At 71.2% G+C, this 25,408-nt stretch carries 19 protein-coding genes; 13 read left to right on the forward strand and 6 right to left on the reverse strand.

The genetic code is table 11. The features are described 5' to 3' along the window. The first annotated feature begins 234 nt into the window (after positions 1-234). Genes CLV67_RS38730 through CLV67_RS38740 form a run of 3 tightly spaced genes read left to right on the forward strand, consistent with a single transcriptional unit; the run spans position 235 to position 4,934 of the window. Positions 235-2,037, forward strand: a complete 1,803-nt coding sequence (locus CLV67_RS38730) for a GTPase domain-containing protein (protein ID WP_146169462.1) — start codon at positions 235-237, stop codon at positions 2,035-2,037. Further along, positions 2,034-3,698 (forward strand): GTPase, encoded by a 1,665-nt coding sequence (locus CLV67_RS38735; RefSeq protein WP_106327715.1) that lies wholly within the window; start codon positions 2,034-2,036, stop codon positions 3,696-3,698. The genes CLV67_RS38730 and CLV67_RS38735 overlap by 4 nt, the downstream gene beginning before the upstream one ends. Before the next feature lie 33 nt (positions 3,699-3,731). Continuing rightward, complete coding sequence (locus CLV67_RS38740) at positions 3,732-4,934, forward strand: hypothetical protein (protein WP_106327717.1); 1,203 nt, start codon at positions 3,732-3,734, stop codon at positions 4,932-4,934. Positions 4,935-4,948: 14 nt separating this feature from the next. Here CLV67_RS38740 and CLV67_RS51365 read toward each other — a convergent pair whose 3' ends face one another. Continuing rightward, a complete protein-coding gene (locus CLV67_RS51365; RefSeq protein WP_146169463.1) occupies positions 4,949-6,253 on the reverse strand; it encodes a hypothetical protein in 1,305 nt (434 codons plus the stop codon). A 399-nt stretch (positions 6,254-6,652) separates the two neighbouring features. Here CLV67_RS51365 and pdhA point away from each other — a divergent pair, with 399 nt between their 5' ends. From pdhA to CLV67_RS38790, 8 genes are all read left to right on the forward strand, one after another. After that, positions 6,653-7,792 (forward strand): pyruvate dehydrogenase (acetyl-transferring) E1 component subunit alpha, encoded by a 1,140-nt coding sequence (gene pdhA / locus CLV67_RS38760; protein WP_106327725.1) that lies wholly within the window; start codon positions 6,653-6,655, stop codon positions 7,790-7,792. After that, the gene (locus CLV67_RS38765) at positions 7,789-8,778 is read left to right on the forward strand and encodes an alpha-ketoacid dehydrogenase subunit beta (RefSeq protein WP_170154173.1); all 990 of its coding nucleotides are present in this window, start codon (positions 7,789-7,791) and stop codon (positions 8,776-8,778) included. The genes pdhA and CLV67_RS38765 overlap by 4 nt, the downstream gene beginning before the upstream one ends. Before the next feature lie 5 nt (positions 8,779-8,783). After that, on the forward strand, positions 8,784-10,157 hold the full coding sequence (locus CLV67_RS38770) for a dihydrolipoamide acetyltransferase family protein (RefSeq protein WP_106327729.1): 1,374 nt from the start codon (positions 8,784-8,786) through the stop codon (positions 10,155-10,157). 202 nt (positions 10,158-10,359) lie between these two features. After that, positions 10,360-10,500: a hypothetical protein gene (locus tag CLV67_RS52255; RefSeq protein ID WP_170154166.1), complete on the forward strand. Its 141-nt coding sequence runs from the start codon at positions 10,360-10,362 to the stop codon at positions 10,498-10,500. 339 nt (positions 10,501-10,839) lie between these two features. Continuing rightward, the gene (locus CLV67_RS38775; RefSeq protein WP_146169464.1) at positions 10,840-14,871 is read left to right on the forward strand and encodes an LppU/SCO3897 family protein; all 4,032 of its coding nucleotides are present in this window, start codon (positions 10,840-10,842) and stop codon (positions 14,869-14,871) included. A gap of 818 nt (positions 14,872-15,689) precedes the next feature. Continuing rightward, positions 15,690-17,483 carry an NHL domain-containing thioredoxin family protein gene (locus CLV67_RS38780; protein ID WP_106327732.1) on the forward strand — a complete coding sequence of 598 codons (1,794 nt, stop codon included), beginning with the start codon at positions 15,690-15,692 and terminating at the stop codon, positions 17,481-17,483. Positions 17,484-17,514: 31 nt separating this feature from the next. Next, complete coding sequence (locus tag CLV67_RS38785; protein WP_106327734.1) at positions 17,515-18,090, forward strand: RNA polymerase sigma factor; 576 nt, start codon at positions 17,515-17,517, stop codon at positions 18,088-18,090. Further along, complete coding sequence (locus CLV67_RS38790; RefSeq protein ID WP_106327736.1) at positions 18,083-18,946, forward strand: CU044_5270 family protein; 864 nt, start codon at positions 18,083-18,085, stop codon at positions 18,944-18,946. Before CLV67_RS38785 ends, CLV67_RS38790 begins: the two co-directional genes overlap by 8 nt. Here the strand turns inward: CLV67_RS38790 and CLV67_RS38795 are convergent. From CLV67_RS38795 to CLV67_RS38805, 3 genes are read right to left on the reverse strand one after another with little or no spacing between them, the layout of a single operon-like run. After that, the gene (locus CLV67_RS38795; protein WP_106327921.1) at positions 18,934-19,677 is read right to left on the reverse strand and encodes a LamB/YcsF family protein; all 744 of its coding nucleotides are present in this window, start codon (positions 19,675-19,677) and stop codon (positions 18,934-18,936) included. The genes CLV67_RS38790 and CLV67_RS38795 overlap by 13 nt on opposite strands. Further along, a complete protein-coding gene (locus CLV67_RS38800; protein ID WP_106327738.1) occupies positions 19,673-20,512 on the reverse strand; it encodes a 5-oxoprolinase subunit C family protein in 840 nt (279 codons plus the stop codon). Before CLV67_RS38800 ends, CLV67_RS38795 begins: the two co-directional genes overlap by 5 nt. Then, complete coding sequence (locus tag CLV67_RS38805) at positions 20,509-21,114, reverse strand: 5-oxoprolinase subunit B family protein (protein WP_106327740.1); 606 nt, start codon at positions 21,112-21,114, stop codon at positions 20,509-20,511. Before CLV67_RS38805 ends, CLV67_RS38800 begins: the two co-directional genes overlap by 4 nt. Positions 21,115-21,192: 78 nt before the next feature. On the opposite strand from CLV67_RS38805, the gene trhA reads away from it, so the two are divergent. Next, on the forward strand, positions 21,193-21,870 hold the full coding sequence (trhA, locus tag CLV67_RS38810; RefSeq protein WP_106327742.1) for a PAQR family membrane homeostasis protein TrhA: 678 nt from the start codon (positions 21,193-21,195) through the stop codon (positions 21,868-21,870). Between the two features lie 57 nt (positions 21,871-21,927). Here the strand turns inward: trhA and CLV67_RS38815 are convergent, their stop codons facing one another. Continuing rightward, a complete protein-coding gene (locus tag CLV67_RS38815) occupies positions 21,928-22,206 on the reverse strand; it encodes a DUF6458 family protein (RefSeq protein WP_106327744.1) in 279 nt (92 codons plus the stop codon). A gap of 114 nt (positions 22,207-22,320) precedes the next feature. Between CLV67_RS38815 and CLV67_RS38820 the strand changes: the two genes are divergently transcribed. After that, the gene (locus CLV67_RS38820; protein WP_106327746.1) at positions 22,321-22,839 is read left to right on the forward strand and encodes a SixA phosphatase family protein; all 519 of its coding nucleotides are present in this window, start codon (positions 22,321-22,323) and stop codon (positions 22,837-22,839) included. Between the two features lie 3 nt (positions 22,840-22,842). Here CLV67_RS38820 and CLV67_RS38825 read toward each other — a convergent pair whose 3' ends face one another. Next, positions 22,843-25,335, reverse strand: coding sequence for a S8 family serine peptidase (locus tag CLV67_RS38825; RefSeq protein WP_146169465.1), 2,493 nt, complete (start codon positions 25,333-25,335; stop codon positions 22,843-22,845). Positions 25,336-25,408: the final 73 nt, after the last annotated feature.

The following is a 25,408-nucleotide window of genomic DNA, read 5'->3' on the forward strand; positions in this document are numbered from 1 at the left end:
ACTCAATGATGCCACGGCCTCGCACACCGTCAAATCGAAGTTGAGCCACCCGGGCGCAAGGCGGTGCTGAGAGAGCGCACCGACACATACCTGTCAGGTCACGGCATACCGGCACCCGTTGTCCTGGATGCATAGATCAGGCACGCTTTACCCGTGACGACGCACGGAGACGCGGTCGGTCCGTCGGCCCTATCCGCCGTCCCCGCCCAATCGGATGAGAAGAACCAGGTCAGCATGGCCACAGGTGGCCTACCAGAGCGTACGGGGGCGAGCCCGATCCGTCCGGAAAACCACGGAAACCGCCCCGAACCGGTCGAAGCGCCACCCGCTGTCGGACGTCTGGCGACGGCCCTGAGCCGATTGCGCTCGGCGCTCGGCGCGGTCTCGTACCCCCTGGTCCTCCCCTCCGCGGACGAGGCCCGGCGAGTCGGTTCGGCCCTGACCGCCCAGCTCGAGGACTATCTGCTCCCACGCCTGGCACGCCTTGACGCACCCTTGCTGGTGGTCGTCGGCGGGTCCACCGGAGCCGGTAAGTCGACCCTGGTCAACAGCCTGGTTCAAGCCCCGGTGAGTACGGCCGGCGTGCTCCGGCCGACCACACGGTCACCGGTGCTGGTGACCCACCCCGACGACGTCCAGTGGTTCGGCCGAGGCGGACTGCTGCCCGGCCTGACCCGCACCGGCGAGTCCAGCACCGCGGCGGACGTCCTCCAGGTGGTCGCCACACCGACGATCGGACCGGGACTGGCCCTGCTGGACGCCCCCGACGTCGACTCGGTGGTCGACCAGAACCGCAAACTCGCCGCCCAGTTGCTGGCGGCAGCCGACCTGTGGCTCTTCGTCACCACGGCGGCGCGGTACGCCGACGCCGTCCCATGGGAACTGCTGACCACCGCCAAGCTGCGCGGCACGGTGATCGCGCTGGTCCTCGACCGGACCCCCGTCGACGCCGTCGCCGAGATCGCCGCCCACCTGGGTGAGATGCTGACCGCCAAAGACCTCGGCAACGCGCCGCTATTCGTGCTGCCCGAGACCGAATTGGATCAGCGCGGCCTCCTGCCCGACTCGGCGATCGGGCCGATGCGGATCTGGTTCGCCCAGCTGGCCGGGGACGCCGGCGCCCGCAACACGGTCGTCCGCCAGACCCTCGACGGCGCGCTCAACGCTCTCGGCCCGGCGCTCGACGGGCTCGCCGAAGCCGCCGACGAACAGATCCGCACCGCACAGGGACTCGACGAGCGGGTCGAAGCCGCCTACCGCACCGCCCGGACCACCGTCGAGGAGGGACTCCGCGACGGCCGGCTGCTCCGCGGCGAGGTCCTGGCCCGCTGGCAGGAGTACGTCGGCACCGGTGACCTGATCCGTAACCTCGAATCCCGGGTGGGACACCTGCGCGACCGGTTCTTCGCCGCCCTCAGCGGGCGCGCCGCACCCGGCCAGAACCTGCGCGTGGCGCTCGAGTCCCAGCTGGTCACGCTCCTGCGCGGGGTCGCTGCGGACGCTGCCGAACAGGCATACGCCGCGTGGCAGGCCCACCCGGCCGGAGCCGCCCTGCTCGAACCGGACCTCCAGCACGCGTCCGCCGACCTGCCGCAGCGCGCCGACCGCCTGGTCCGCGACTGGCAGCAATGGGTTCTCGAACTCGTCCGCTCCGAGGCGTCCGACAAGCGCGCGGTGGCACGCGGTGCCGCGTACGCGGTGAACGGGGCCGGACTCGCCGTCATGATCGCGGTCTTCACCGCGACCGCCTTCATCCCCACCGGCCTGGAGGTCGCTGCCGGCGCCGGCAGTGCCGTCGCCGCACAGAAGGTCCTCGAAGCCGTCTTCGGCGACCAGGCCATCCGCACCCTCGCCACCAAGGCCCGCACCGAGCTGCTCGACCGGGTCGAGAAACTGTTCGCCGCCGAGACCGCCCGATTCACCGAACGGACCTCGCCGGTACGCCTCGAGACGTCGCATGGCACGCTTCTGCGCCAAGCCGCCGCTGAGGTGGAGAACGCCAGGAAGGAACTCGCTTTGACCGGGTCCGGGTCATGAACTTGGTACAGAAGGAACGCAACGACTCTGTCGACGCGGACTCCCTGACCCGCCGGCTGGAGGCGCTGGCCCGGTTCCTGCGGGTGGCCGACCCCTACCTGCCCGACGGCGAGCTGGTGGCCGCCCACACGCTCGTCGAACGCGCCAGCGGCCGGCTCACGCTCTCCCTCGACCACACCGTGGTCGCGCTCGCCGGCAGCACCGGCAGCGGCAAGTCGAGCCTGTTCAACGCGCTGGCCCGGTTCAAGCTGTCGCCGGTCGGCGTACGCCGTCCGACCACCGGCACAGCACACGCCGTCGTCTGGGGCCCGCTGGAACCGGCGAACCGTCTGCTCGACTGGGTCGGCGTGCTGCCGCGGCAGCGGTTCGTCCGGGAGAGCGCTCTGGACGGCGACGACGAGGCCTCGCTGCGTGGGCTGGTCCTGCTCGACCTGCCCGACTTCGACTCGATCGAACGCGCTCATCAGCTCGAGGTGGACCGGCTGCTCGGCCTGGTCGACCAGATCGTCTGGGTGGTCGATCCGCAGAAGTACGGCGACCGGGTGCTGCACCAGGCGTACCTCTCCCAGTTCGCCTCGCACGCCGGGGTCACCATCGTGGTCCTCAACCAGGCCGACCGGCTCAGCCCCGGCGACACCGAGGTGGTCCTGGCCGACCTGACCCGTCTCCTGACCGAGGACGGGCTCACCGGGACACCCGTCATCGCCACCTCGGCCAAGCAGCCGGGCATGCTCAGCGAGCTGCGGACCGCCCTGGAGGGCACGGTGGCGAACCGGCAGGCCGCGCTGCGCCGGCTCAGCGCCGACCTGGACTTGGTGGGCGAGGAACTCGGCTCCATGATCGGGCCACCGGCCGCCGAGGACGAGGTCGACCGGACGACCGTGCGGCAGCTGTGCGACGCGCTCGCCGACTCCGCCGGAGTGCCGGCCGTGGCCGACTCGACCGCGGGCTCATACCGGCACCGGGCCGCGGCGGCGACCGGCTGGCCGCTGGTGCGGGGGCTGCGGAAGCTGCGGCCCGACCCGCTGCGCCGGCTGCACCTCGCCGAGCCGATCAAGACCGACTCGGTGTCCACGGATGTCGTTCCGCGTACCTCGGTGCCGGAGGCCGACGCCGCGCAGAAGTCGGCGGTGGGCCTGTCGGTGCGCGCCGTGGCGTCCCGCGCCGCGGCACCGCTGCCGGAGGTGTGGTCCCCGGCGCTCAACAGCGCGGCCCGATCCAAGGCCGCCGACCTGCCGGACGCGCTCGACCGGGCCGTCGCGCAGACCGACCTCGGCCTGGAGAAGCCACCGGTCTGGTGGCGGGTGGTCGGCATCCTGCAGTGGGTGCTGCTCGCGACCGCGGCGGCCGGACTCGGCTGGCTCATCCTGGGGTACGCGCTGTCCGCTCTCGGCCTGCCCGAACTCGACAACCCCGAGGTCGGTGTCGTCCCGTTGCCAACCCTGCTGCTCCTCGCCGGTCTGGCCGGTGGTCTGCTGCTGTGGCTGATCCTCAAGCCGGTCATCGAAGCCGGCGCGCGACGGGCACGACGCCGGGCCGAACAGCGTTTGCGGGCGTCGGTCACCGAGGTCGGGCGTGCGCACGTGGTGGCTCCGGTGCGGGAGGTCCTCAACGCCTACGCCCAGGCGAGGGAAGCGCTCAGCGTCGTGCGTTCGGAGTAGGTCCACTGGGTGCCGCGGGCGTAGGCTCGCGGCATGTCCGCGCCCCGAACGGTGTACGACGCCGTGCTGCACGCAGCCCGTGACGTCACGAAACTCGGCTGCGCGCTCGACGCCGAGATGCTCGGTACCGCGCTGCTCGGCAGCGTCTACGCGGTGGCCCTCGACGACCGTGCCGAGGCGGTCCGCGACTTCGTGGGCCGGTTCCTCACGGCGACCACCGATCCGGACAGCCCGGCCACCACGACCATCCGCGAGGTGTTCGCCGCGCTGGTCCCGGACGCCGACGGCGCGGCCGTGGTGGGTCACGCCCCGGACGCGCCGGTCTGGGCCGCCCAGCTCGGGCGGGTCCGGCCCACCGGCTGCTGGGCGTACGGCGATGTCTACGGCGATCAGACGTCCTACCTGGTCACCTTCGCCTACGACGACGGTTCCGACGGCGGGCCGGACCACGCGGTGGTGGCTCTCGTCGACCACAACATCGGCATCACCAAGGACGTTTTCGTCGCCACCTCGGCCGGCACCCTGCTCGATCAGGTGCGCGAGATCTGTGCCGGCGATGAGCTGACCTGGTTCCGCAGTGAGGACCCGGGCCGTCTCCGCGACGAGGTGGGCCGGCACCTGCGGGTCACCGATGAGCTCGGCGATCTGCCGGCGGACGGTTCGCTGGCCACCGACCGGGCGCTGGCGGCGGCCCGGATCTCACTGCTGCCGGCGGTGACCACGCCGCCGCTCGCCGAACCGGCCGGACCGGACGGCACCGACCTGGTCCGGGACTTCCTGGCCGCGCCGGAAGCGGTCCGGTTCGAGCTGCCCACCGGTTCGACCGTCACGCCGGACGGCGCCTCCCTCGACTTCTGCCTCGGCCTCGTGCTGGATCACGCGATGACCCTGCCCGGCGGTGATCCGCTGCGCTGGAGCCCGGCCGTCGCGGGACTGTTCCTGCTCGACTGGGTGCACCGGCGGGCCGTCCTCGACCTGGACGACGCGGCCATGATGCCGCGGGTGGTCCGCGCCTGGTCGGCGTATGCGACCCGGCGGCGCGGCCTGCCCGAGGCCGCGGCACAGGAGATCGAGACCGCGATGGAGGAGCTGATCCCGGAGTTCGCCCGGCTCTACACCACCGGCGAACGACGCAGCCCGGCCACGGCGGCGGTGGCGCAGCTCATCGCCGAGGGTGTCGACCCGAGCGACTCGGCCGCCATCGACGCCTGGCTCGAGGCCAACCGAGACGAGTGACCCCGGCTGTGGGGTCAGCGGCGATTGATGTAGGGGGCGTCCGGGTTGGGTTCGGCGTGGTGCCGGCCGACCCGGGAGCTGCGGTCGTAGGAGGCACCGCGCTCGTCCGGGTAGTTCGTGTGCTCGGCACGGTGCTGGCCGCGGTAGGGCCGGTTCGCGAGCCGGTTCTCCTCGGAGTTGGAGTCGGTCAACAGCCGGCGCACGACGTTGAGGTCGCCTCCGCCATGATTCTGCTCCAGGATCCGGGACGAGCGGATGTTGTACGGGCGATCGGCCACTGCTGACCTCCGACTGTGCCGGGGCCGGTCCGATGACCGGCTTTCGTGAACTGCGGAACGGGACGACTCGGTGTCGCGCCGGGGCGGGTCCCCGGCCGGGCGTGAGCTGCTGGTCGTGGGGTCGGTATGACGCCGGCCGGACCGCTCGTGCGGTGCGGTGGCGTTCTCGCAGGCGGGTTTCCGTCGACGAGGTTGCACCGGTGGCTCGTCCGAATTGTTGGAATGAGCGCGATCATTGCGCCCATCTCGGTCGCGGGTACCCCTTTCCGGACGTCCGGAACCGTTCGGGTCGGATTCACGACGGTCGGAATCGGGCTCGTCCGGCACCTCGGGCAGGCCGGGCACGGTCGGGAAGTCGCCGGGCAGCACCGGCTCGGGAATCCGGTCCTCCTCCGGCACGACCGGCAGATCCGGCACGACCGGAATCCGGGGCGCCACATGACGGTCCGGAGCGGAATCGCGCGACGTGTCGGGCCGGTGTGGGGGCGGGCCCCCGGGCGACACGGGCCGGTGTGAGGCGGCGTCGCGAGGCGGCACGGTGCGGGTGCCGGTGGGTTTGCGAGGCGGAGCCGGACGAGAGGTGGCGCTGGTCCGGGACGGCACCGGACTGGTCGAGGAGGGCGAGCCCTTCCCGGGCGAGGCAGAGTCAGGGTTCTCGGCACTCCCGGGGGCTGACGGGCCGGCCGGCGTGGGTTCGCGGGTGCTTTGGCCGTACCCACGTGGTGGTGATTTTGAAAGGGACGTCGACGGTGCTGGGGCGGGATCCGGATCGATGGGCGCGGGCCGCACCGGACCGGTGGAGGGTGGCGGGAGGAACGGCACCTCCATGGCCCCCGGCCGGTCGTCGCCGGTGATCTCGCTGGATCCGGTGGTGAGGACGGCGAGGGTCGGCACCGAGGCGAGGCCGACGAGCATGGCGACCGTGAGCACGTACCGCCGGGTGGGGCCGGAGAAGCCCAGATCCTCGCGGTACACCCCGTTGAGGCGCTTGCGCAGCACCTTGGGGGGCGGCGCATAGTCGTCGTCGGGCAGGTGCGGCACGCGTGGATCCCCCAAACCAAAAGATCAACTTGGATCCGTTCCGGTCATTGGGGATGAACGAGGCATGGCGCTTTCGGCAGCGGCGCGTGTGGGCTATTCGTCCGGATCGCTGGCACAAAAGCATCTAAATCAGACAAATACCCTTAACGATGTACCGCAGAAATCTGGATTCGTGATCTACGCAGGCTGTAACGCCGCTCACTCTCTCTGTCAGGATGGGGACGACGGCACTGCCGCTGCCGCCACCGCCGATCAGCGGGGCCAGGGCAGCCGTCCCGGCGACAGCCGGAGTATGCCGCGCGGCAACCCAGACCCGGGCCAGGCGCGGCACCTTGAAGAGGTCAGCCGCGTGGCCGGGCAACACCCGCCGCGGGCGCAACGAGGAAACAGGAGACACGGATGGCGAAAGGCGAGAGCGTGGCGGGGACCGATGTCCCGGCCGGCGGCTTCGTCCAACTACTGACCCCCGACGGCGAGCGTGTCGACAGCGTCACGACCGCCGACGGGACGACGTACTCCGTCGATTTCACCGATGAGGAGTATCGCGACCTCTATCGGGATCTGGTCACCGTCCGCCGCCTCGACACCGAGGCGGTCGCTCTGCAACGACAGGGTGAACTGGGCATCTGGGCCAGCCTGCTGGGCCAGGAGGCGGCGCAGGTCGGTTCCGGCCGGGCGCTGCGCCCGCAGGACATGGCCTTCCCGACCTACCGCGAGCACGGGGTCCTCTACTGCCGGGGAATCGACCCGATCATGCCGTTCGGCCTGTTCCGCGGTGTCGATCAGGGCGGCTGGGACCCGAACGAATTCAAGTTCAACCAGTACACGATCGTGATCGGCTCGCAGACGCTGCACGCGACCGGCTACGCCATGGGCGTCACGATGGACGGCAAGACCGGCACGCCCGAGGGTGAGGCCGTGATCGCCTACTTCGGTGACGGCGCGACCAGCCAGGGCGAGGTCAACGAGTCGTTCGTCTGGTCGGGCGTGTTCAACGCCCCGATCGTCTTCTTCTGCCAGAACAACCAGTACGCGATCTCCGAGCCCCTGGAGCGCCAGACCCGCGTGCCGCTCTACCAGCGGGCCGGCGGCTACGGCTTCCCCGGCATCCGGGTGGACGGCAACGACGTGCTGGCCACGTACGCGGTGACCCGGTCGGCACTGGACAATGCCCGCAACGGCCAGGGGCCGACCCTGATCGAGGCGTACACCTACCGGATGGGCGCGCACACCAGCTCCGACGACCCGACCCGCTACCGCATCGCGAGTGAGGTCGAGTCCTGGAAGGCGAAGGACCCGATCAGCCGGCTCAAGGCCTTCCTCACCAAGCAGAAGATCGCCAAGAAGGACTTCTTCACCGAGGTCGACGCGGACGCGCAGAAGCAGGCCCTCGACCTGCGAGAGCGGGTGCTGGCGATGCCTGATCCACAACCCGTGACCCTTTTCGATCACGTCTATCCCAACGGCTCGCCGGAGATCGACGCGCAGCGCGCCGCCTTCACCGAGTACCAGGCGTCCTTCGAGGGGAGTGGGCACTGATGGCTGAGACGACCACCCTGGGCAAGGCCCTAAACCACGGCCTGCGCCGCGCTCTGGAGAACGACCCCAAGGTCGTGATCATGGGCGAGGACGTCGGCAAGCTCGGAGGCGTGTTCCGGATCACCGACGCCCTGCAGAAGGACTTCGGCGACGACCGGGTCATCGACACCCCGCTGGCCGAGGCCGGCATCGTCGGCACCGCGGTCGGCCTGGCCATCCGCGGGTTCCGGCCGGTCTGCGAGATCCAGTTCGACGGTTTCGTGTTCCCGGCGTACAACCAGATCGTCTCCCAGGTCGCGAAGATGCACTACCGCTCCCGGGGCAAGCTGCGGCTGCCGATCACCATCCGGATCCCGTTCGGTGGCGGCATCGGCGCGGTCGAGCACCACTCCGAGTCGCCCGAGGCGTATTTCGCGCACACCCCCGGCCTCAAGGTCGTGAGCTGCTCCAACCCGGCCGACGCATACACGATGCTCCAGCAGGCCATCGCCTCCGACGATCCGGTGATCTTCTTCGAGCCGAAGCGGCGCTACTGGGAGAAGGGCGAGGTCGACCTCGACGCCCCGCTCGACCAGGCGTACCCGCTGCACTCGGCCAAGGTGCTCCGGCCGGGCACGGACGCGACGCTGCTCGCGTACGGCCCGATGGTCCGGGTGGCTCTCGACGCCGCCACCGCGGCGGCCGAGGACGGCCGTGAGCTGGAGGTCATCGACCTGCGCTCGCTCTCCCCGATCGACTACCCGGTGATCTTCGAGTCCGTCAAGCGGACCGGCCGCGCCGTGATCGTGCACGAGGCACAGGGCAACGGTGGTCTCGGCGCCGAGATCGCCGCCCGGATCACCGAGAACTGCTTCTACTCGCTCGAGGCGCCCGTCCTGCGGGTGACCGGCTACGACGTGCCCTACCCGGCGTCGCGGCTGGAGGAGGAGTTCCTGCCGGACCTGGACCGGGTTCTGGACGCCGTCGACCGCTCGTTCGGCTGGTGACGGCGATGACCCGGATCAAGGAGTTCACCCTGCCCGACCTCGGTGAGGGACTGACCGAGGGCGAGATCCTGGCGTGGCTGGTCAAGGTGGGTGACACGATCGAGCTCAACCAGCCGATCGTCGAGGTGGAGACTGCCAAGGCTGCGGTCGAGATCCCCGCCAAGTGGGGCGGCGTCGTCACCCGGATCTTCCACGAGGCCGGTGCGGTGGTCGAGGTCGGTCAGCCGATCGTCTCCATCGACACCGACCCCGGCGCCGGGCCGTCTCCCACCTTTGAAGAGGAGACGGAGGCCGGCCTCATCGGGGGACCGGCGCCCGGCGGGCGTACCGCGGTGCTTGTCGGTTACGGCCCGCGAACCACAACCGCAAAAAGACGACCCCGCAGCGGTACGGCCAACGCGTCCACACCCCCGGCGGCTGTGGTGGCCGCTCCGGCCCCGGCACCTGCTCCGGCTGCCCCGCCCCCGGCACCTGCCCCGGCTGCTCCGGCTCCCGTCGTGCGGACCGGGCCGGTCCTCGCCAAGCCGCCCGTCCGGAAGCTCGCCCGTGATCTCGGCGTCGACCTGACCACCCTCAACGGGACCGGGCCGATGGGGTCGGTCACGCGTGACGACGTACAGCAGGCCGTTTCCAAGCCTGTCGAAGTTTCTTCGCCTGTCGTCGTTGTCGACAACGCCCGTGAGCAGCGCATCCCGATCAAGGGGGTGCGCAAGCTCACGGCGGAGAACATGGTCGCGTCGGCGTTCACCGCGCCGCACGTCACCGAGTTCCTCACGGTCGACGTGACCCGCTCGATGAAGCTGCTGGAGAAGCTCAAGGGCCGGCCCGAGTTCGCCGAGAAGCGGATCTCGCCACTGCTGCTGGTGGCGAAGGCGGTACTACTCGCGGCGAAACGGCACCCGATGGTCAACTCGACCTGGTCCGGGGCGACCGGGGAGATCGTGGTCAAGGACTACGTGAACCTCGGCATCGCGGCGGCCACCGAGCGTGGCCTCATCGTGCCGAACATCAAGGACGCCGGCCGGCTCGCCCTGCCGGAGCTGGCCGAGGCACTGAACGCGCTGGTCCGTACCGCCAAGTCGGGTAAGACCCCGCCGTCGGACATGACCGGCGGCACGCTCTCGATCACCAACGTGGGCGTGTTCGGGATCGACACCGGAACGCCGATCCTGCCCCCGGGCGAGTCGGCGATCCTGGCGTTCGGCGCGATCCGGCCGACCCCGTGGGTACACAAGGACAAGATCAAGATCCGCCAGGTCACCACCCTCGGGCTCTCGTTCGACCACCGGATCATCGATGGCGAGCTGGGCTCGAAATTCCTGCGCGACATCGGCGTCTTCCTGACCGATCCGGAGGGCACTTTGCTCAGCTGGACCTAAGGTCCTTCGGCTCTGTCGGCTGGTTGACTTTCGATCCTTAGGCTCATGACCCAGCTCACCCTCTAAATCACTGGCCGCGTCGCCGTTGTCGGCGGATACTTGAGTCAACAACGGGACGCGCGCCCTGGAGGTCCGCCACAAGCGGTCCGGCGACGCTCGTCATAGCGACACCCGCCACCGCGGGAGAGAAGTGAGCAGTGCCATGAACATGATCGACCGCATTCGCCGGAACCGGATGATCAGCCGCCAGAACCGCGCCATCGAGCGGGCCATGCAGGCGGCGCCCACCCAGGCGATGCGTGACGAGATCGCCGTCATCGCCCAGCGGCGCTGGACGAGCTGAGATCAACCGACACCTTCACGGCCCGTCCGGATCACCCGGGCGGGCCGTTTCGTGTCCGGTCGCACCCTGTTTCGTGTCCGAACACACCCTTGAAGATCACTGAGACCTCCCCGCGGGGCGTACACCGGGATTCCTCCCGCCGCGCACGCCCGGTACCGTGGGCACGGTCCCCAAACCGGCACGGCCGGTCGGTATGAGGACCGGGGCCACCGGGCGACGACAGCGCCCAGGCCTCAGCACTGCCAGGCCGGAAAGCTGGCACGGCCCTGCGGCGGTAAGGAAGCCGATGGGGCCGCGTCCGTGCAAAGCTGGCACGGCCGCATCGATGAGGAGGCGCGTATGACGTCCGAGGGGCAGCACGCCGGTCAGCCGGCCGAGGCCACGTCGGGCGGACCCACGTCGGGCGGGTTCCCCCATGACCCCGACGCACAGCGGGTCGCGGGCCGGGCATCAGCCCAGCCGCCCGCCGAGGGATTCCCCAACTCGTACGGGCCACCTCCAGCCACGACACCCGGCGGTGGTTCGCCGTTCGTCGTGCCCGCCGTCTCCACCTTCGGCGCAGGCTCCAACTCCGGTGGTACGCCGTACGGCTCCGCCCGGGGACCCGAGGCCTCGCCGTACGGTTCAGTCTCCCCCGAGGCCGCCGGCGCATCGCCCTACGGCTCGGTGTCGCCCGGCACTCCCACCTACGGTTCCGCCCCCGCCTCCGGCGCCGCGTCGGTTCCGGCTCCCGCGCCGTTCGACGCCGGTGCGGCGCAGTGGGCTCCGCCCGGTGCCGGCGACCCTTCTGCCCAGGGCGACCCCTATGCCCAGGGCGCTCCGTCTTCCGGTCCCTTGTCGTTCGGCCCCGCCGACCGGGGTGCTCCGGCGTTCGGGGGCTCCGCTCCGCTGCCCGGCCGCTCAGCCGCCTCGGCCGCGGTCCCGCCGCCGCCCGCGCCCGCCACTCCGGAGTCCGCACCCGGCGGACGGCTCACCCCCAGCGGTCTGCCGGCCCGCACGCCCGGTGCCACCGCGCCCGAGGACGGCGGACTCGGCCGTTCCTTCTCCGCGTTCGGTGACCAGCCGGTCCGTGTTCCCGGCGCCAGCCTCTCCGACCTTCCGGAGGACTCCGCGCCCGGCTCGTTCAGCGCCGGCCCGGCACAGAACAGCTGGATGCAGGGCGTCCGCACCCCGGAGGCCCCGGCCGAGCCGGCTCCTCCCTCGGCCACCAGCAACACCTTCCCGTCCCGGCGCGGCGAGGGCGGCGGCTTCCCGCTGCGCGCCCCGGCCGGTCCGGCGGCCGAGTCACCATCCGGTGCCCAGCCCGGCCTCGACCTGCCGGTCCGTGGCCAGCAGCCGTTCGGCAGCGCGGGCGCTGACCAGCCGTTCGGCGGTACAGGCGCCGACCAGTCCTTCGGCCGCGGGCCTGCTGACCAGCCGTTCGGCGGTGGCTCGTCCGACCCGGCCTTCGGCGGCCGTTCCACCGGCCCGTCCTTCGGTGGCGGTTCCGGGGAGCAGCCGTTCGGTGGCGGTGCCGCTGGGCAGCCCTTCGGCGGCGGTTCCGGTGACCAGGGTCTCGGTGGCACGCCTGGCGGCCGCGGTTCGGGCGACCAGCCTTTCGGCGGCGGTTCGGGGGATTCGTCTCTCGGTGGCGTCCCCGCTGGTAGCGGGTCCGGCGATCAGTCCTTCGGCAGCGCGCCCGCCGGTCCCGCCTTCGGTGGCGGCCCCGGCGACCAGCCGCCGGCCTCCCCCGCCGGTTACCCGCAGCGTGTGCCCGGGGCGGCGCTCGCCAGCGGCGGGGCTCTTCCCCCGGCCGCCGGCTCCGACGCGTCCGGCTCCGACCCGCTCGCCGCGGCACTCGACCCGCAGAGTTCCTCGTCGGTCCCGCAGCCGCGTGACCCGGTGAAGAAGCCCGCTGTCGGCTCGGCCCGCCCGGTGACCGCCAGCGCCTCGGTACCCGGCGTCCGCGTCACCCCGCCCGAGGCCGCCGAGATTCCGCCGCCCAGCGTGGCACCGCAGGCCCGGGTCTACGGCCGCCCGGCCGAACCGGCACCCGACGAGCCCGCGGACACCCCGTCCCGCGCCGACGAGCCGTCATTCGGCGGCGGGCAGCCCAGCGGTCTGCCCCAGCGCGGCGACAGTGGTTCGGCTTCGCCGTTCGCTCCAGGCCAGCCGAGCAGGCCCAGCGGCCTGCCGCCCCGGGACGAGAGCCCTGCCGGTGGTTTCCCGCCCGCGCCGACCTCCCCCTTCGGAGGACAGCCTCAGGCCGACGGCCCGTCCGGCTTCCCGCCGGCGTCCACCTCGCCGTTCGGTGACCGCCCCGGCCAGTCTTTGGACGATCAGGCCGGCGGCTTCGCGCCTTCTTCGTACGACGGCCGGCAGTCCGACGGCTCGGCACCGTCCCCGTTTGGCGGCCAGCCGGCCGGGGATTCCGGAGCGTCCCCGTTCGGCGATCAGCACGCCGGTAGCGCCTCCGCGTTCGGCGGCCAGCAGGCTGGTAGCTCCGCTGCCTCCGCGTTCGGCGGCCAGCATGGTCAGCCCGACGACCAGCCAGGCGGTCGCGGGACCAGCCCGTACGGCGACCGGCCCGGCGACGGACCCTCCGGGCTCCCGCCCGCACCGGCGTCCCCCTACGGTGGCCAGCATGGCCAGCCCGGCGACGACCAGCCGGGCGGTCGCGGGGCCAGCCCGTACGGCGACGGTCCGCCCGGGCCCACCTCCCCGTACGGCAGCCAGGCCGGCCAGGCCGGCGACGGTCCGTCCGGCGGCTTCGCGGCCGGTCCGTTCGGCGACCGGCCGGGGCAGTCCGGTGACGGCCCGTCCGGGTTCCCACCGGCACCGACATCCCCATACGGCAGCCAGCCAGGGCAGGCGGGTGACAACCCCGCCGGCAGCTTCGGAGCCGGTCCGTTCGGCGACCGGCCCGGCGACGGTCCGTCCGGGTTCCCACCCGCGCCTACCTCGCCGTTCGGCGGTCGCCCGCAGGACGATGGCGGTTTCGGCGCCCGGAGCCAGGGTGACAGCCCGTTCGGGGCACGGCCCCAGGACCAGGGTGGCTTCGGTACGCGGCCGCAGGACGAAAGCCCGTCCGGCGGGTTCGGCCTGCCCCAGCGCGGCGCCGACGACCGTGGCGGGAACGCGTCGTTCCCGGCCGGTTCCCAGTCCGGCGACGAATCACCGTCCGGTGGCTTCCCGCCTGCCGGAAGCACCTACGGTTCCGCGGCGCCGCTTCGGAGCGGGCCCGGCGACGACGACCGGTTCCAGCCTCCGTCCGGTGACGGCTCCGGCGCTCCGGGTACCCCCGGTGTCGCCCCGCAGTCCCCGGCCCGGGCTACCGCTCGGGCGACGGCGAGCGCCCGGGTCTCTCCGCCGGAGCCGCCCGCGGGTGGATCGCCGTTCGCGATGCCGGGTTCCCCGCAGTTCCCGGGCGGCGACGCCCCGGGAACCCCGCCGTTCTCGGGCTCGGCCGGCGCCCCGGGAACCCCGCCGTTTTCCGGTTCGGCCGGCGCTCCGGGTTCGCCCCAGTTCCCGGGTAGCGGCCAGCCGCCGTTCGGAACTCCGGGCAACCCGGCCGGTTCCCAGTTCGGTGGCCCCGGCGACCAGCCCGGCTCCCCGTTCGGGGTTCCCGGCGACCAGCCCGGCACGTCGTTCGGGGGGCCCGGTGATCAACCCGGTTCGCCGTTCGGTGGCCCGGCCGGCATGCCCGGTTCACCGCAGTTCCCAGGCTCGGGTCAGCCGCCGTTCGGAGGTTCCGGTCAGCCGCTGTTCGGTGGCCCCGGTGACCAGTCCGGCCCGCCGTACAGCGAGTTCACCACGGACGTCGCCGGCCGCGGTGGCCCGCCGGACCAGTTCAACGAGCACACCACTGATGTCTCCGGACGCGGCAACTCGCCGTACGTTCCGCAGCCCGCACTGCCGCCGATGCCCGGCGAGCAGCCCGGCGGTGGGGTGTACCCGAACAGCCCGGCGGCCCGTGCCACGGTGACCCCGCCCGGTCCCGAGGACACCACGAGCTGGCCCGGCCCGGCCGAGGAGCAGGGCAGGTTCGACCAGTTCAAGGCCGAACCGGCGCCGACTCCGCCGCCGGCGAAGACGAACGTGCGTACCGTGCCCGTGGCTTTGGCCGTGGTTCTCGGTGCGACCCTGATCCTCGCCGTGGTGTTCGGCCTGGTCTACCTGATCTCCCGCGGCGGCGGCCTGGACGTGGCGACCGGCGACTGTGTGAAGCGCAGCGGCGACACCGCGGTAGCGGCCGAATGCTCCGAGCCGGACACCTTCAAGGTGATCTCCGTCGGAACAGCCAAGGAACAGTGCGGCGACGCCCAGCAGCCCCACGTGATCATCCCGAAGGACGATGGCAACCAGGTGCTCTGTCTGCAGAAGAACGGCTGACACACCTTCGCTTCGCAGAACGGCCCCGCTCCCCGAGGGAGCGGGGCCGTTCCGTCTCCCCAACAGGCTGGCCACCACCCACCGCCGCCTAAACGCACCGCCAGGCCCGAACGCCACACCTACCACCCAACGCGCCGCCACCACCGAACGCCGCACCCACCCCCATGCCGATCTTGCGAGTTTCCGCCGCCTCGCCAACCTCAACCTCACAAGGTCCGCCAACGGGATGGCGTGAGGCGGGCAGCCGCCCCACCCCGCAAGCGGATCTTGTGAGGTTCCTCCGCCACGCCCGCCCGAACTGCACAAAATCTGTGAGAAGCAAGGGTGACAAGGGATGACCGCCGAACGTCCCCCTCGCTCCGCGAGACGATCTTGTTAGGTTTCGCCCTCATTTCTGCCCCAACCTCACAAGATCTGCGAGCGGGCCAACAAAAGCAGGACGGACGCGTGGGCGAAGCCGACCGCGCTAGCGGGGCCGACAGACAGGCCCGACACAGGTGGACCCGGCGGGCCGCGGGCCGGAGACGGACCGGACCGCGGGGCCGCAGGCGGACCGGGCGCCGGGGCCGGCCGAAGACAGACCAGGCACAGGACCAGCCGAAGACCGACCGGGCACAGGACCAATCGGAGACCGACCGGGCACAGGACCAGCCGAAGACCGACCGGGCACAGGACCAACCGAAGACCGACCGGGCACAGGGCTGGCCGAGACGGACCGGATGCAGGGCCGGAGACGGGCGTGGTTGGAGGTCGGGGCAGGCAGCGGCGCGGCGGGATGGGCCGGAGGGTAGGCGGGGTGGCTAGGGCACCATTGGCGCATGGAATTTCGCGTGCGTGCGCCCGAACTCAAGGGTCGCGGTTGGCTCAACACCGGCGGTAAGGCCCTCACCCTGGCCGATCTGCGGGGCAAAATCCTAATATTGGATTTCTGGACGTTCTGCTGCATTAATTGCCTGCACGTCCTGGATGAGCTGCGGCCCTTGGAGGAGAAGTACGGCGACGCCATCGTGGTGATCGGTGTGCACTCGCCGAAGTTCGAGCACGAGCGCGACCCGGAGGCTCTGGCCGCCGCCGTCGAGCGGTATGGCGTTCATCATCCGGTCGTCGACGACGGGGACATGCACGTCTGGCAGCAATATGCGGCGAAGGCCTGGCCGACCCTGGCCGTGGTGGATCCTGAGGGCTACCTGGTCGCCTCGATGGCCGGTGAGGGACACGCCGAGGGCCTGGCCCGGCTGATCGACGAGCTGATCACGAAGCACGAGGCCAACGGCACCCTGCACCGCGGTGACGGGCCGTACGTGCCCCCGCCAGCCCCGGAGGGCCTGCTCCGTTTTCCCGGCAAGGTCATCGAGCTGCCGAACAAGAACCTGCTGGTCTCGGACTCGGCCCGGCACTCTCTGGTCGAGCTGACGCCGGACGGGGAGACGCTGGTACGCCGGATCGGCAGCGGCGTCCGTGGCGAGCCGTTCAGCGAGCCCCAGGGTCTCGTCCTGCTGCCGGCCTCGGTGGCCGCGATCGCCGGCTACGACGTGGTGGTGGCCGACACCGTCAATCACCAGCTCCGCGGGTTCGATACCGGGACCGGCGAGGTGACCCTGGTGGCCGGCTCCGGTCGGCCGTGGCGGTCGGCGGTCGACGATCACGCCCATGACGCACTCGCCGCGGACCTGTCGTCGCCGTGGGATCTGGCCTGGTTCGACGACCGGGTGATCATCGCGATGGCGGGCATCCACCAGTTGTGGTGGTTCGATCCGATCAAGCGGACGGTCGGTGTCTACGCGGGTACTACCGTGGAGGCGCTGCGGGACGGCCCGATCCCGGACGTGTGGATGGCGCAGCCGTCCGGCCTGTCGGTCGGCCCGGATGGCAAGCGGCTGTGGATCGCGGACAGCGAGACGTCGGCTCTGCGGTTCGTCGAGGACGGCGTGATGCACACCGCAGTCGGCCAGGGGCTGTTCGATTTCGGTCATGTGGACGGCCCGGCTGCTGAGGCGCTGTTCCAGCACCCGCTGGGTGTGTCCGCGCTGGCGGACGGTTCGGTGCTGGTCGCCGACACCTACAACGGGGCGGTTCGCCGCTTCGATCCCGCGTCGAACGAGGTGTCCACGGTGGATTCGGGCCTGGCCGAGCCGAGTGACATCCTGGCGCTCGACGACGGCACGGTGATCGTGGTGGAGTCGGCCGCGCACCGGTTGACCCGGCTGGCTCCGGGTGTGGTCAAGCGGGTCGACGGGGAGCGGCACAAGACCGAGCGTCCGCCGTCGCACCTGGCTCCGGGCGAGGTGACGCTCGACGTCATCTTCACCCCGGCGCCGGGCCAGAAACTGGACGGCCAGTTCGGCTCGCCGGTACGCCTGGTCGTGTCGGCGTCTCCGGCTGAGCTGCTCCTCGAGGGTGAGGGCACGACCACCGAGTTGTCGCGGAGGATCGTGCTCAATCCGGCCGTACCGAAGGGTGTCCTTCAGGTCGTCGCACAGGCCGCGACCTGCGATGTCGACGCCGAATTCGGTGCGTGCCACCTGACCCGCCAGGACTGGGGTGTGCCGATCGTGATCGACCCGGCCGGCCCCGACCGTCTGCCGCTGATCCTGCGAGGGCTGGACGCGTGAACTCATAGCCGCCGAGTGACGGATAAGGGGCATGAGAAGCGACAGCGAGCCGGACGACGCCGCGTTGCTCCGCGAGGACTTCGCGGCGGTGTTCGACCGGCATGCCCCGTACATCCACCGCTACCTGGCACGACGTCTCGGTGACCAGACGGCCGACGATCTGGTCGCCGAGACGTTCCTGACCGCGTTCCGTCGCCGGGACTCGTTCCGGACGGATCAGCGGGACGCCCGCCCGTGGCTCTACGGGATCGCCACCCACCTGGTCGCCCAGCACCGCCGGGACGAGGTCCGGCGGCTGCGGCTGCACCGGGTCGTCCCGGCCGAGCCGGACTCCTCGTGCCACGCGGACCGGGTGGCGGCCGACGTCACAGCGTCCGCGCTGCGGGATGTCCTGACCTCGGCGCTGAGCGATCTGGCCGACGGCGACCGTGACGTCCTGCTGCTGGTCGTGCAGGAGGAGCTCACCTACGAGCAGGTCGCGGCCGCGCTCGACATCCCGGTGGGAACTGTCCGTTCCCGGCTGCACCGGGCCCGCTCCGTCCTGCGTGCCGCATTGGGCGGCAGCAACCCGTTGAACAGCGCCGAGGAAGGGGTTCGTCATGGATGAGATCACTCTGGTCAAGGAGCTGGGCCGGGAGACGTCGCTGCCGTCGCCGGACCGTCTGGCCGCGGCACGCGCCCGGGTGATGGCCGAAGTCGCGCCGCCGAGGGAGAACCGGAGGAGCCGCCGGTGGGCCACGCTGCTGGCCGCGGCCGCCGCCGCGGGCATCGCGGCGATCACCGTCCCGCAGCTCGTGACGCCGTCGGCGCAGCCGCCCGCGCCGGGCCCGACCGAGGCTGTGGCCCCGAAGCTGACCCCGGTGGCCGCCTTCCTGAATCAGGCCGCCACCTCCGCCGAGAACGAACCCGATCTCGTCCCCCGGGGCGACCAGTTCCTCTATCTGCGATTCATCGAGTGGGACGGCACCGCCAGCGAGGCCTGGCTGTCGATCGACGGCCGGCACGACGGCTGGGGCCGAGACCAGGACGGTGAGTACGCCACCATCCCGGGTTGCCGGGCCGGCGCCGGCTGTGAGGTGACCGCTCACTACCGGGACGACATGCCGACGGACCCGGAGGCGACCGTCGCGTGGCTCCGGAAGTCGGCGAAGGAGGATTTCGGTTCGGACAGCCTCGACGCCGTCACGAAGTATCTCGGCACCATTTCGACGCGGCTCTGGATGCGACCGGCGCAGCGGGCCGCGCTCTACCGGTCGATCGGGCTGATCGACGGCGTGCGGCTGGTCGAGGGTGTGCAGGACTCCCGCGGCCGGGAGGGCGTCGGGGTGGCCTGGGTCCCCTCGGGCCAGACGGAGGAGCGCGCGGTGTGGATCTTCAACCCGAAGACCTTCGAGATGTTGGGTACGCCGGAGTCGAGCATCGATGAGATCGCGCTGGTCGACCGGGTGCGTCAGAAGGCCTGAACCCGGACGTGCGCCGCGAGACCGTCCCGGACCGCGCGGGCCAGCTGCACCGCTCCGGGGGTGTCCCCATGCACGCAGACGGACCGTACCGGGCAGGGCGTGACCGTGCCGTCGACGGCGACCACCTCGCCGTCGACGGCCATCCGCACGACCCGGGCGACCACCTCGTCCGGGTCGTGCACCAGCGCGTCCGGCCGGGATCGCGGCACGAGCCGGCCGTCCGGCAGGTAGCCGCGGTCGGCGAAGCCCTCGCCGACCACGCCCAGTCCGGCCTCGGCGGCCCGTACGGCGAGCACTGATCCGGGCTGGCAGAGGACGGGCAGCGCGGCGTCGTAGGCGACGACGGCCGCCACCACGGCGGACGCCTGAAGCTCGTCCACAGCGGCGGTGTTGTAGAGGGCACCGTGCGGCTTCACGTACCGCACCCGGTCGCCGGCGATCCGGCAGAACGCCTCGAGTGCCCCGATCTGGTAGACGATGTCGTCGCGCAGTTCGTCGTGGGCGTAGTCGATCCGCCGCCGCCCGAATCCGGCCAGGTCCCGGTAACCGACCTGCGCGCCGATCGCGACACCCTTCTCCACGGCCCGCCGGCAGACGCCGGCCATCGTGGACGGATCGCCGGCGTGGAAGCCACAGGCCACGTTCGCCGAGGTCACAACGTCGAGCAGGGCATCGTCGTCACCCAGCCGCCAGGCGCCGAAGCCCTCGCCGAGGTCGGCGTTGAGATCAATCCAGCTCACGAAATCTCACCGTAGTCCCCGGGCGTGCCTGTGCGAGCGGTGTGACGTTCCCCACCACGCCGACCACGGGGTAACCGCCGGTCGTCGGGTGGTCGGCGAGGAAGATGATCGGCTGCCCGTCGGCCGGCACCTGCACGGAGCCGAGGACCACACCTTCGGAGGGCAATTCGCCGGCGTGGGCGCGGGTCAGGGCGGGCCCGGCGAGCCGGGCGCCGATGCGGTTGCTCAAAGGGCTGATGTCGTACGACGAAGCGAACAACCCACTCGTGTCGAACCAATCGTCGCGCGGCCCGAGCCGGATGCCGAGCACCAGTTCACCGGCTATCCGTGACGGCTCCCCGACCAGCGGCGGCGCCCCGCCCGGCACACCGATCGGCAGTACCGTGCCGTCGGTCAGGCGCTCCGGCCCGAGCCCGGAGAGGGTGTCGGTGGAGCGGCTGCCGAGCACCGGTTCGACGGCGATCCCGCCGGCCACCGCGATGTAGGACCGCACTCCCCGGGCGGCCTGCCCCACGTCGAGGACCCCACCGGCAGGCACCTCGAACAGCTGGTGCCCGTGCGGCCGCTCGACCGGCCGCCCGTCGACGTCGACGCGTGCGACCGCTCCGGTGACCGCCACGACGGTCGCCTCCGCGAACCGAAGGGTGCAGCCGAGCAGGGTGGTCTCCAGCCCGGCCGTGTCGTCGGGGTTGCCGACGAATCGGTTGGCGAGTCGCAGGGCCTGTTCGTCGAGCGCTCCGGAACGGGGCACGCCGAGGTGCGCCCAGCCCGGTCGGCCCAGGTCCTGCACGGTGGTCAGCGGCCCGGCCCGCAGCACCGTGATCATGCCGCCACCAGGTGGACGCGAGTCCCGGGTGTGAGGAGTGCGGGCTGCTCACGCCGTACGTCAAAGAGGTTTTGATCGGTCCGCCCGACGAGCCGCCACCCGCCCGGAGACGCGGTGGGATAGATGCCCGCGTAGCCGCCGGCCAGGGCGACCGCGCCGGCCGGAACGCGAGGCCGCGGAGCGGCGAGCCGGGGAACCGCCCACGCGTCCGGAAGTCCGCGCAGATAGGCGAAACCGGGCGCGAAGCCGGAGAAGGCGACGCTCAGCGGAGTCTCGACCAGACGCCGCACCGCCTCGTCGGCGGTGACGTCCCACAGTCCGGCGACCGACTCGAGATCGTCGCCGTCGAAGATCGTCGGGATCTGCACGAGAGGACCTTCGGCCCGAATCTCCCCGTGCCCGGGTTCCCATTCGGGTAGAAGTTCGGCGGTGCCGGGGGCCACGCCGTCGAGCAGGACGGTCCGGGCACCGGGCACGATCTCCACCGCTCGGAGCTCACCGGTTTCGCGACGTCTCCACAGCTCAGCGCGCCAATCCTCGACCCGGTCGGCATCCGCGCACTCAATCAGTAGTCCGGCCGCTCCCACCCGTCGTATCTTCATGAGGAAATCATCCTGCGGAGTCAACCGTATCGGGCATCACTACCCACTAGTAACCTACGGTGCCGTAACCTGGAGCGCGTGACGACCTCAGCCCCGTTTCGGATGAAGCCGACCGACCTCGGCAAGCCGCGACTACGCGGCCGGTTGCATCAGTACGCGTTCTTCGTCGCCCTGGTCTGCGGCGTCGTGCTCAGCTCGATAGCGCTGAGCAGGCCCGGCATCGCGCCGTTCCTCAGCTGCCTGATCTACAGCATCACGGTCTGTGGCCTGTTCGGCACGAGCGCCCTCTACCACCGGCGGGTCTGGAGCGAACGCGGCTACCAGATCATGCGACGGGCCGACCACTCGATGATCTTCATCTTCATCGCCGGCAGCTACACGCCATTCTGCGTCCTCCTGCTGGAGGGCACCCAGCAGGTCGTCCTGCTGAGCCTGGTCTGGGGCGGCGCTGTCGGTGGTGTGGCGCTGAAGATGATCTGGCCACACCTGCCGCGCTGGGCCGGTGCGCCGCTCTACGTCGCGCTCGGCTGGGTGGCCGTCGCGATCATTCCCGAGGTGCTGCACGTCGGCGGGGTCACCTGCCTGGTGCTGCTCCTCGTGGGCGGCGCGATATACACGATCGGCGCGGTGTTCTACGCGCTGCGGCGGCCCAACCCGTGGCCGACCGTTTTCGGTCACCACGAGTTCTTCCACGCCTGCACACTGGTCGCGGCGATCTGTCACCACATCGCCGTCTACTTCGCTCTGTACGCGTAAGAGATCTGTAGGCGTAAGAGATCGGCCCGGACTCCGAGGAGTCCGGGCCGTCGTGCGTCAGGAGTACGCCGGGGGAGGCGGCGGCGGGACGTCGTCCCGACGGACTTCGCGGTACTCGGTGGTGTGCCCCACCCCGGCGACCGGGGCCTGCGTCCGCGTCACCACGGTGCGGCGACGATTGCTCCAGAACGCCAGCGTGATGACCAGGCCGGCCAGCCCGGCCAGCATCAGGATCCAGCCGATCACGCCGATGTCGAGACCACTGATGTCCGCCTCCACGGCGAACGCCAGGATCGCCCCCACGGCGAGCAGGAAAATGCTTGCACCGATACCCATCGGACCCTCCTCGAATGGTGTCCGCGCGGCCGTGCGAGCTCGCTCGACCGTGATGAATGCGTCGGTCGACCGTTTACCCGTCCACGTCGAATCCCAATCAGGCAAGCTGTACCGATGACCACGCGGACGCTCATCCTGCTGCGGCACTCCAAGGCGGAGGTACCCGGCGACTTCGACGACTTCGACCGTGCTCTCAGTGAACGGGGCGGTGCCGACGCCGACGCGGCCGGCGCCTGGCTGGTGGACGAGCGGCTGCACCCTGACCTGGTGATCTGCTCGCCGGCCAAGCGCACCCGGCAGACCTGGCAGAACGCGGCGATCGCGCTGGCACAGGGCCGGTCCGGTCAGCCGATGCCCGAGGTCCATTACCCGGAGTCGCTGTATCTGGGCCGCAGTGGTGAGGTGTTCGACCTGCTGCACGACGTTCCGGACACGGCTCGAACGGTCCTGATCATCGGCCACAACCCGACGATGTCCGAAGTGTCCGCTCTGCTGCTACCGGACGAGCAGTACACCGGCACGGTCGTCGAGATGAAGACGTCCGGCCTGGCCGTCCACACCGGCGAGAAGCCGTGGTCTTCGGTGGAACCGGGTTCGATGCGTCTGTCCCGGTCCCACACCGCTCGCGGCTGAGTCCTACCTCCGGTACCAGGTCCGGGTGCTCGTGTATTTCACGTTACCGAGCCTGTCGTACGCCCGGACCTGCACCTTCATCGTCTTCTTCTGCTTGCTCGCATTGAAACTGAGCACGTAGCCGGAGGCGGCGTCACGGGACACGACCTTGCCGTTGACGAGCAGCTCGACCCGGGCGACACCGCTCGGGTCGGTCGCTTTCACGTACGCCCTGGTCGTGCCCTTGATCTTTGCCTTGTTCTTCGGCGCCTTCGTGATCGTCACCGTCGGCCCGGCGTTGTCGGCGATCACCGTCCGGGTGTAGGTCCTGGTGTTGCCGAGCCTGTCGGTGAGCCGCCAGGTCAGTTTGACGTTTCCGCTGTACGAGCCGGTCCGCACCGCCAGCGCGTACGGCGCCGTGGTGTCGGCTCCCAGGTACCGGCCGTCGACCCAGAGTTCCGCCCGCGCCACGCCGGAGACGTCGGCCACGCCGCCCAAGCCGGTGGTGAACGTGCCCCGGACCCGGGCCGCGGCCGCCGGGTTCATCGAGGTCGCCGTGGGGCCGTCATTGTCGACGACCACCTTCCGGACGAGCTCGGTCCGGTTGCCGACCCGGTCCTCGGCGATCACGCGGATCTCACCGTTCGCCGGCGGGACGATGGTGGCCGCCCACATCGGAGTGTCTCCGAGCTGCGTCATCGGCGTCCCGTTGGCGGTGACCCGCAGTTGCTCGGCGGTCGACGCTGCCGTGTAGAGCACATCGGCCGGGCCGCGCACGTGCGCACCCGCGACCGGGTTCGTGATCGCTCCGCCCGGTGCAACGTCGTCCACCTCGACGGTCCGGGTCATGTCGGTGAGGTTGCCGGCGACGTCGTAGACGTTGAGGTGGATGACGCCGAGCGAGTTCGGTGTGACCCGCCCGGTCCACCGCCGCGGCGCGGTCTGCGTCAGGGCGACGTCGTTGGCCCGCACCAGCTTGAGTTGCTCGGCGGTCGCGGCGGTGAAGACGAAGTCGATCGGTCCGCCCGGCACGAGCTCACCCTCGAGCGGGGCGTCGATGGTGCCGGTCGGCGGCGTGGAGTCGATCATCACGGTCGCGGTTCGCTCGGCCATCCGTCCGGCGTAGTCGTAGACCCGGAAGGTGTAGGTCAGCGACCCGTTCCGCCCGGTCGGCGGCGTGACCGTCGCCGGGGACTCCCACATGTGGTTCCGCCGGACAATCTTGCCCTCGAACTCCACTTCGGAACGACTGATGGCGTGGTCCTCGGAGATCCGCGGAGTGGGGGTGAACTGCCATCCGGGCAGCACCTCGTTCCCGGACGGCGTGATCGACGTGATCACCGGGCCGGTCTCGTCCACCGCGCCCAGGCTGTGGAGGAGGCCCGCCGCGTCGAGGGCCGGCGCGTCCTCGGCCTCCATGCGGCCGCCCCGGCCGGCTGAGGCCAGAACCGCTGCCCGCAGGCCCGCCGCGTCCAGTTCCGGCTTCACCGAGAGGCCGAGCGCGGCGGTGCCGGACACCAGCGCCGCCGAGGTGGAGGTGCCGGCCAGCATCTCGGCCTGCGACTTGGCGTTCAACGCGAGATAGCCCCGGTCGGCCGCGATGTCGACCCACGGGGCCGAGTTCGCGCCGTTCCGGTTCGAGGCGTTGAGCGGGCGCCCGTACCACCCTGCCGAGCCCACGGCCAGCACCGGCTCGAACGCCGCCGGGTAGTGCGGGGCGAGGCTGGAGTCGTCACCCGCCGAGGCGATCAGGAGTGAACCGGCCTCGCTCGCCAGCCCGACGGCCTCTTCGAGCACACGGCTGCGGGTGGGCGTGCTCAGTGACAGGTTGATGATCTGCGCGTCCTGCCGGGCGGCCCACACGATGCCGGAGGCCACGGTCGACGCGTACCCGGTCGCGGGCCCGGCCTCCTGGTGGCCCAGCACCCGGACCGGGAGCACGGAGCACCCGCCGCAGACGCCCACCCCGCCGAGCTGGTTGCCGTGCTGGGCGGCGATGGTGTTGGCGACCAGGGTGCCGTGGTCGTCGTCGTCGGCCGCGTCGGTGTCGCCGTCCACGAAGTCGTGGCCCGGAAGCAGCCGGGCGCCGCGCAGATCGTCGTTGGGCGAGACACCGCTGTCGACGACCGCCACGGTGACCGACGGCTTGCCGATGCTCCAGGACCAGGCGACCGGGATCTGGTTGAACCAGCCGGAACCCCGGTTCGACGACTCGTTCGGGTCCGCGTCCGCGCTGACCACCGGGTCGACCTCGGCGTAACGCACGCTCGGATCGGCGGTCAGGGTGGCGAGCGCGGCCGCCCGGTCGGTGGCCGGCACGTTCACCGTGATCGCCTCCAGGCCGGACACCGGACGCGCGTCGGAAGCACTCGCTCCGAGCAGCGCCACCACGGCGGCGGGATCGGCACGGGTGGTCAGGCCGACGACGAGCCTGGTGGTCGAGGTGGCAGCCGCCGCTGGTGCCGCCACCAGGCCGGACATCAGGAGAGCAGCAAGAGAGGAAGAGACGATGCGCACCGATGGCCCCCGTGCCCAATGATCCACATGAAAGTGATGATCATCGTAGCGCACGTCGATACGGCACCGTTGC

Origin of the sequence: Actinoplanes italicus (genome assembly GCF_003001815.1) — a bacterium.
GTDB classification, from domain to species: domain Bacteria; phylum Actinomycetota; class Actinomycetes; order Mycobacteriales; family Micromonosporaceae; genus Actinoplanes; species Actinoplanes italicus.

Coding starts and splice junctions, on each gene's coding strand:
- CLV67_RS38730 (WP_146169462.1), top strand. CDS start 235: ATGGCCACAGGTGGCCTACCAGAGCGTACGGGGGCGAGCCCGATCCGT.
- CLV67_RS38735 (WP_106327715.1), top strand. CDS start 2,034: ATGAACTTGGTACAGAAGGAACGCAACGACTCTGTCGACGCGGACTCC.
- CLV67_RS38740 (WP_106327717.1), top strand. CDS start 3,732: ATGTCCGCGCCCCGAACGGTGTACGACGCCGTGCTGCACGCAGCCCGT.
- pdhA (WP_106327725.1), top strand. CDS start 6,653: ATGGCGAAAGGCGAGAGCGTGGCGGGGACCGATGTCCCGGCCGGCGGC.
- CLV67_RS38770 (WP_106327729.1), top strand. CDS start 8,784: ATGACCCGGATCAAGGAGTTCACCCTGCCCGACCTCGGTGAGGGACTG.
- CLV67_RS52255 (WP_170154166.1), top strand. CDS start 10,360: ATGAACATGATCGACCGCATTCGCCGGAACCGGATGATCAGCCGCCAG.
- CLV67_RS38775 (WP_146169464.1), top strand. CDS start 10,840: ATGACGTCCGAGGGGCAGCACGCCGGTCAGCCGGCCGAGGCCACGTCG.
- CLV67_RS38780 (WP_106327732.1), top strand. CDS start 15,690: ATGGAATTTCGCGTGCGTGCGCCCGAACTCAAGGGTCGCGGTTGGCTC.
- CLV67_RS38785 (WP_106327734.1), top strand. CDS start 17,515: ATGAGAAGCGACAGCGAGCCGGACGACGCCGCGTTGCTCCGCGAGGAC.
- CLV67_RS38790 (WP_106327736.1), top strand. CDS start 18,083: ATGGATGAGATCACTCTGGTCAAGGAGCTGGGCCGGGAGACGTCGCTG.
- CLV67_RS38800 (WP_106327738.1), bottom strand. CDS start 20,512: ATGATCACGGTGCTGCGGGCCGGGCCGCTGACCACCGTGCAGGACCTG.
- CLV67_RS38805 (WP_106327740.1), bottom strand. CDS start 21,114: ATGAAGATACGACGGGTGGGAGCGGCCGGACTACTGATTGAGTGCGCG.
- CLV67_RS38815 (WP_106327744.1), bottom strand. CDS start 22,206: ATGGGTATCGGTGCAAGCATTTTCCTGCTCGCCGTGGGGGCGATCCTG.
- CLV67_RS38820 (WP_106327746.1), top strand. CDS start 22,321: ATGACCACGCGGACGCTCATCCTGCTGCGGCACTCCAAGGCGGAGGTA.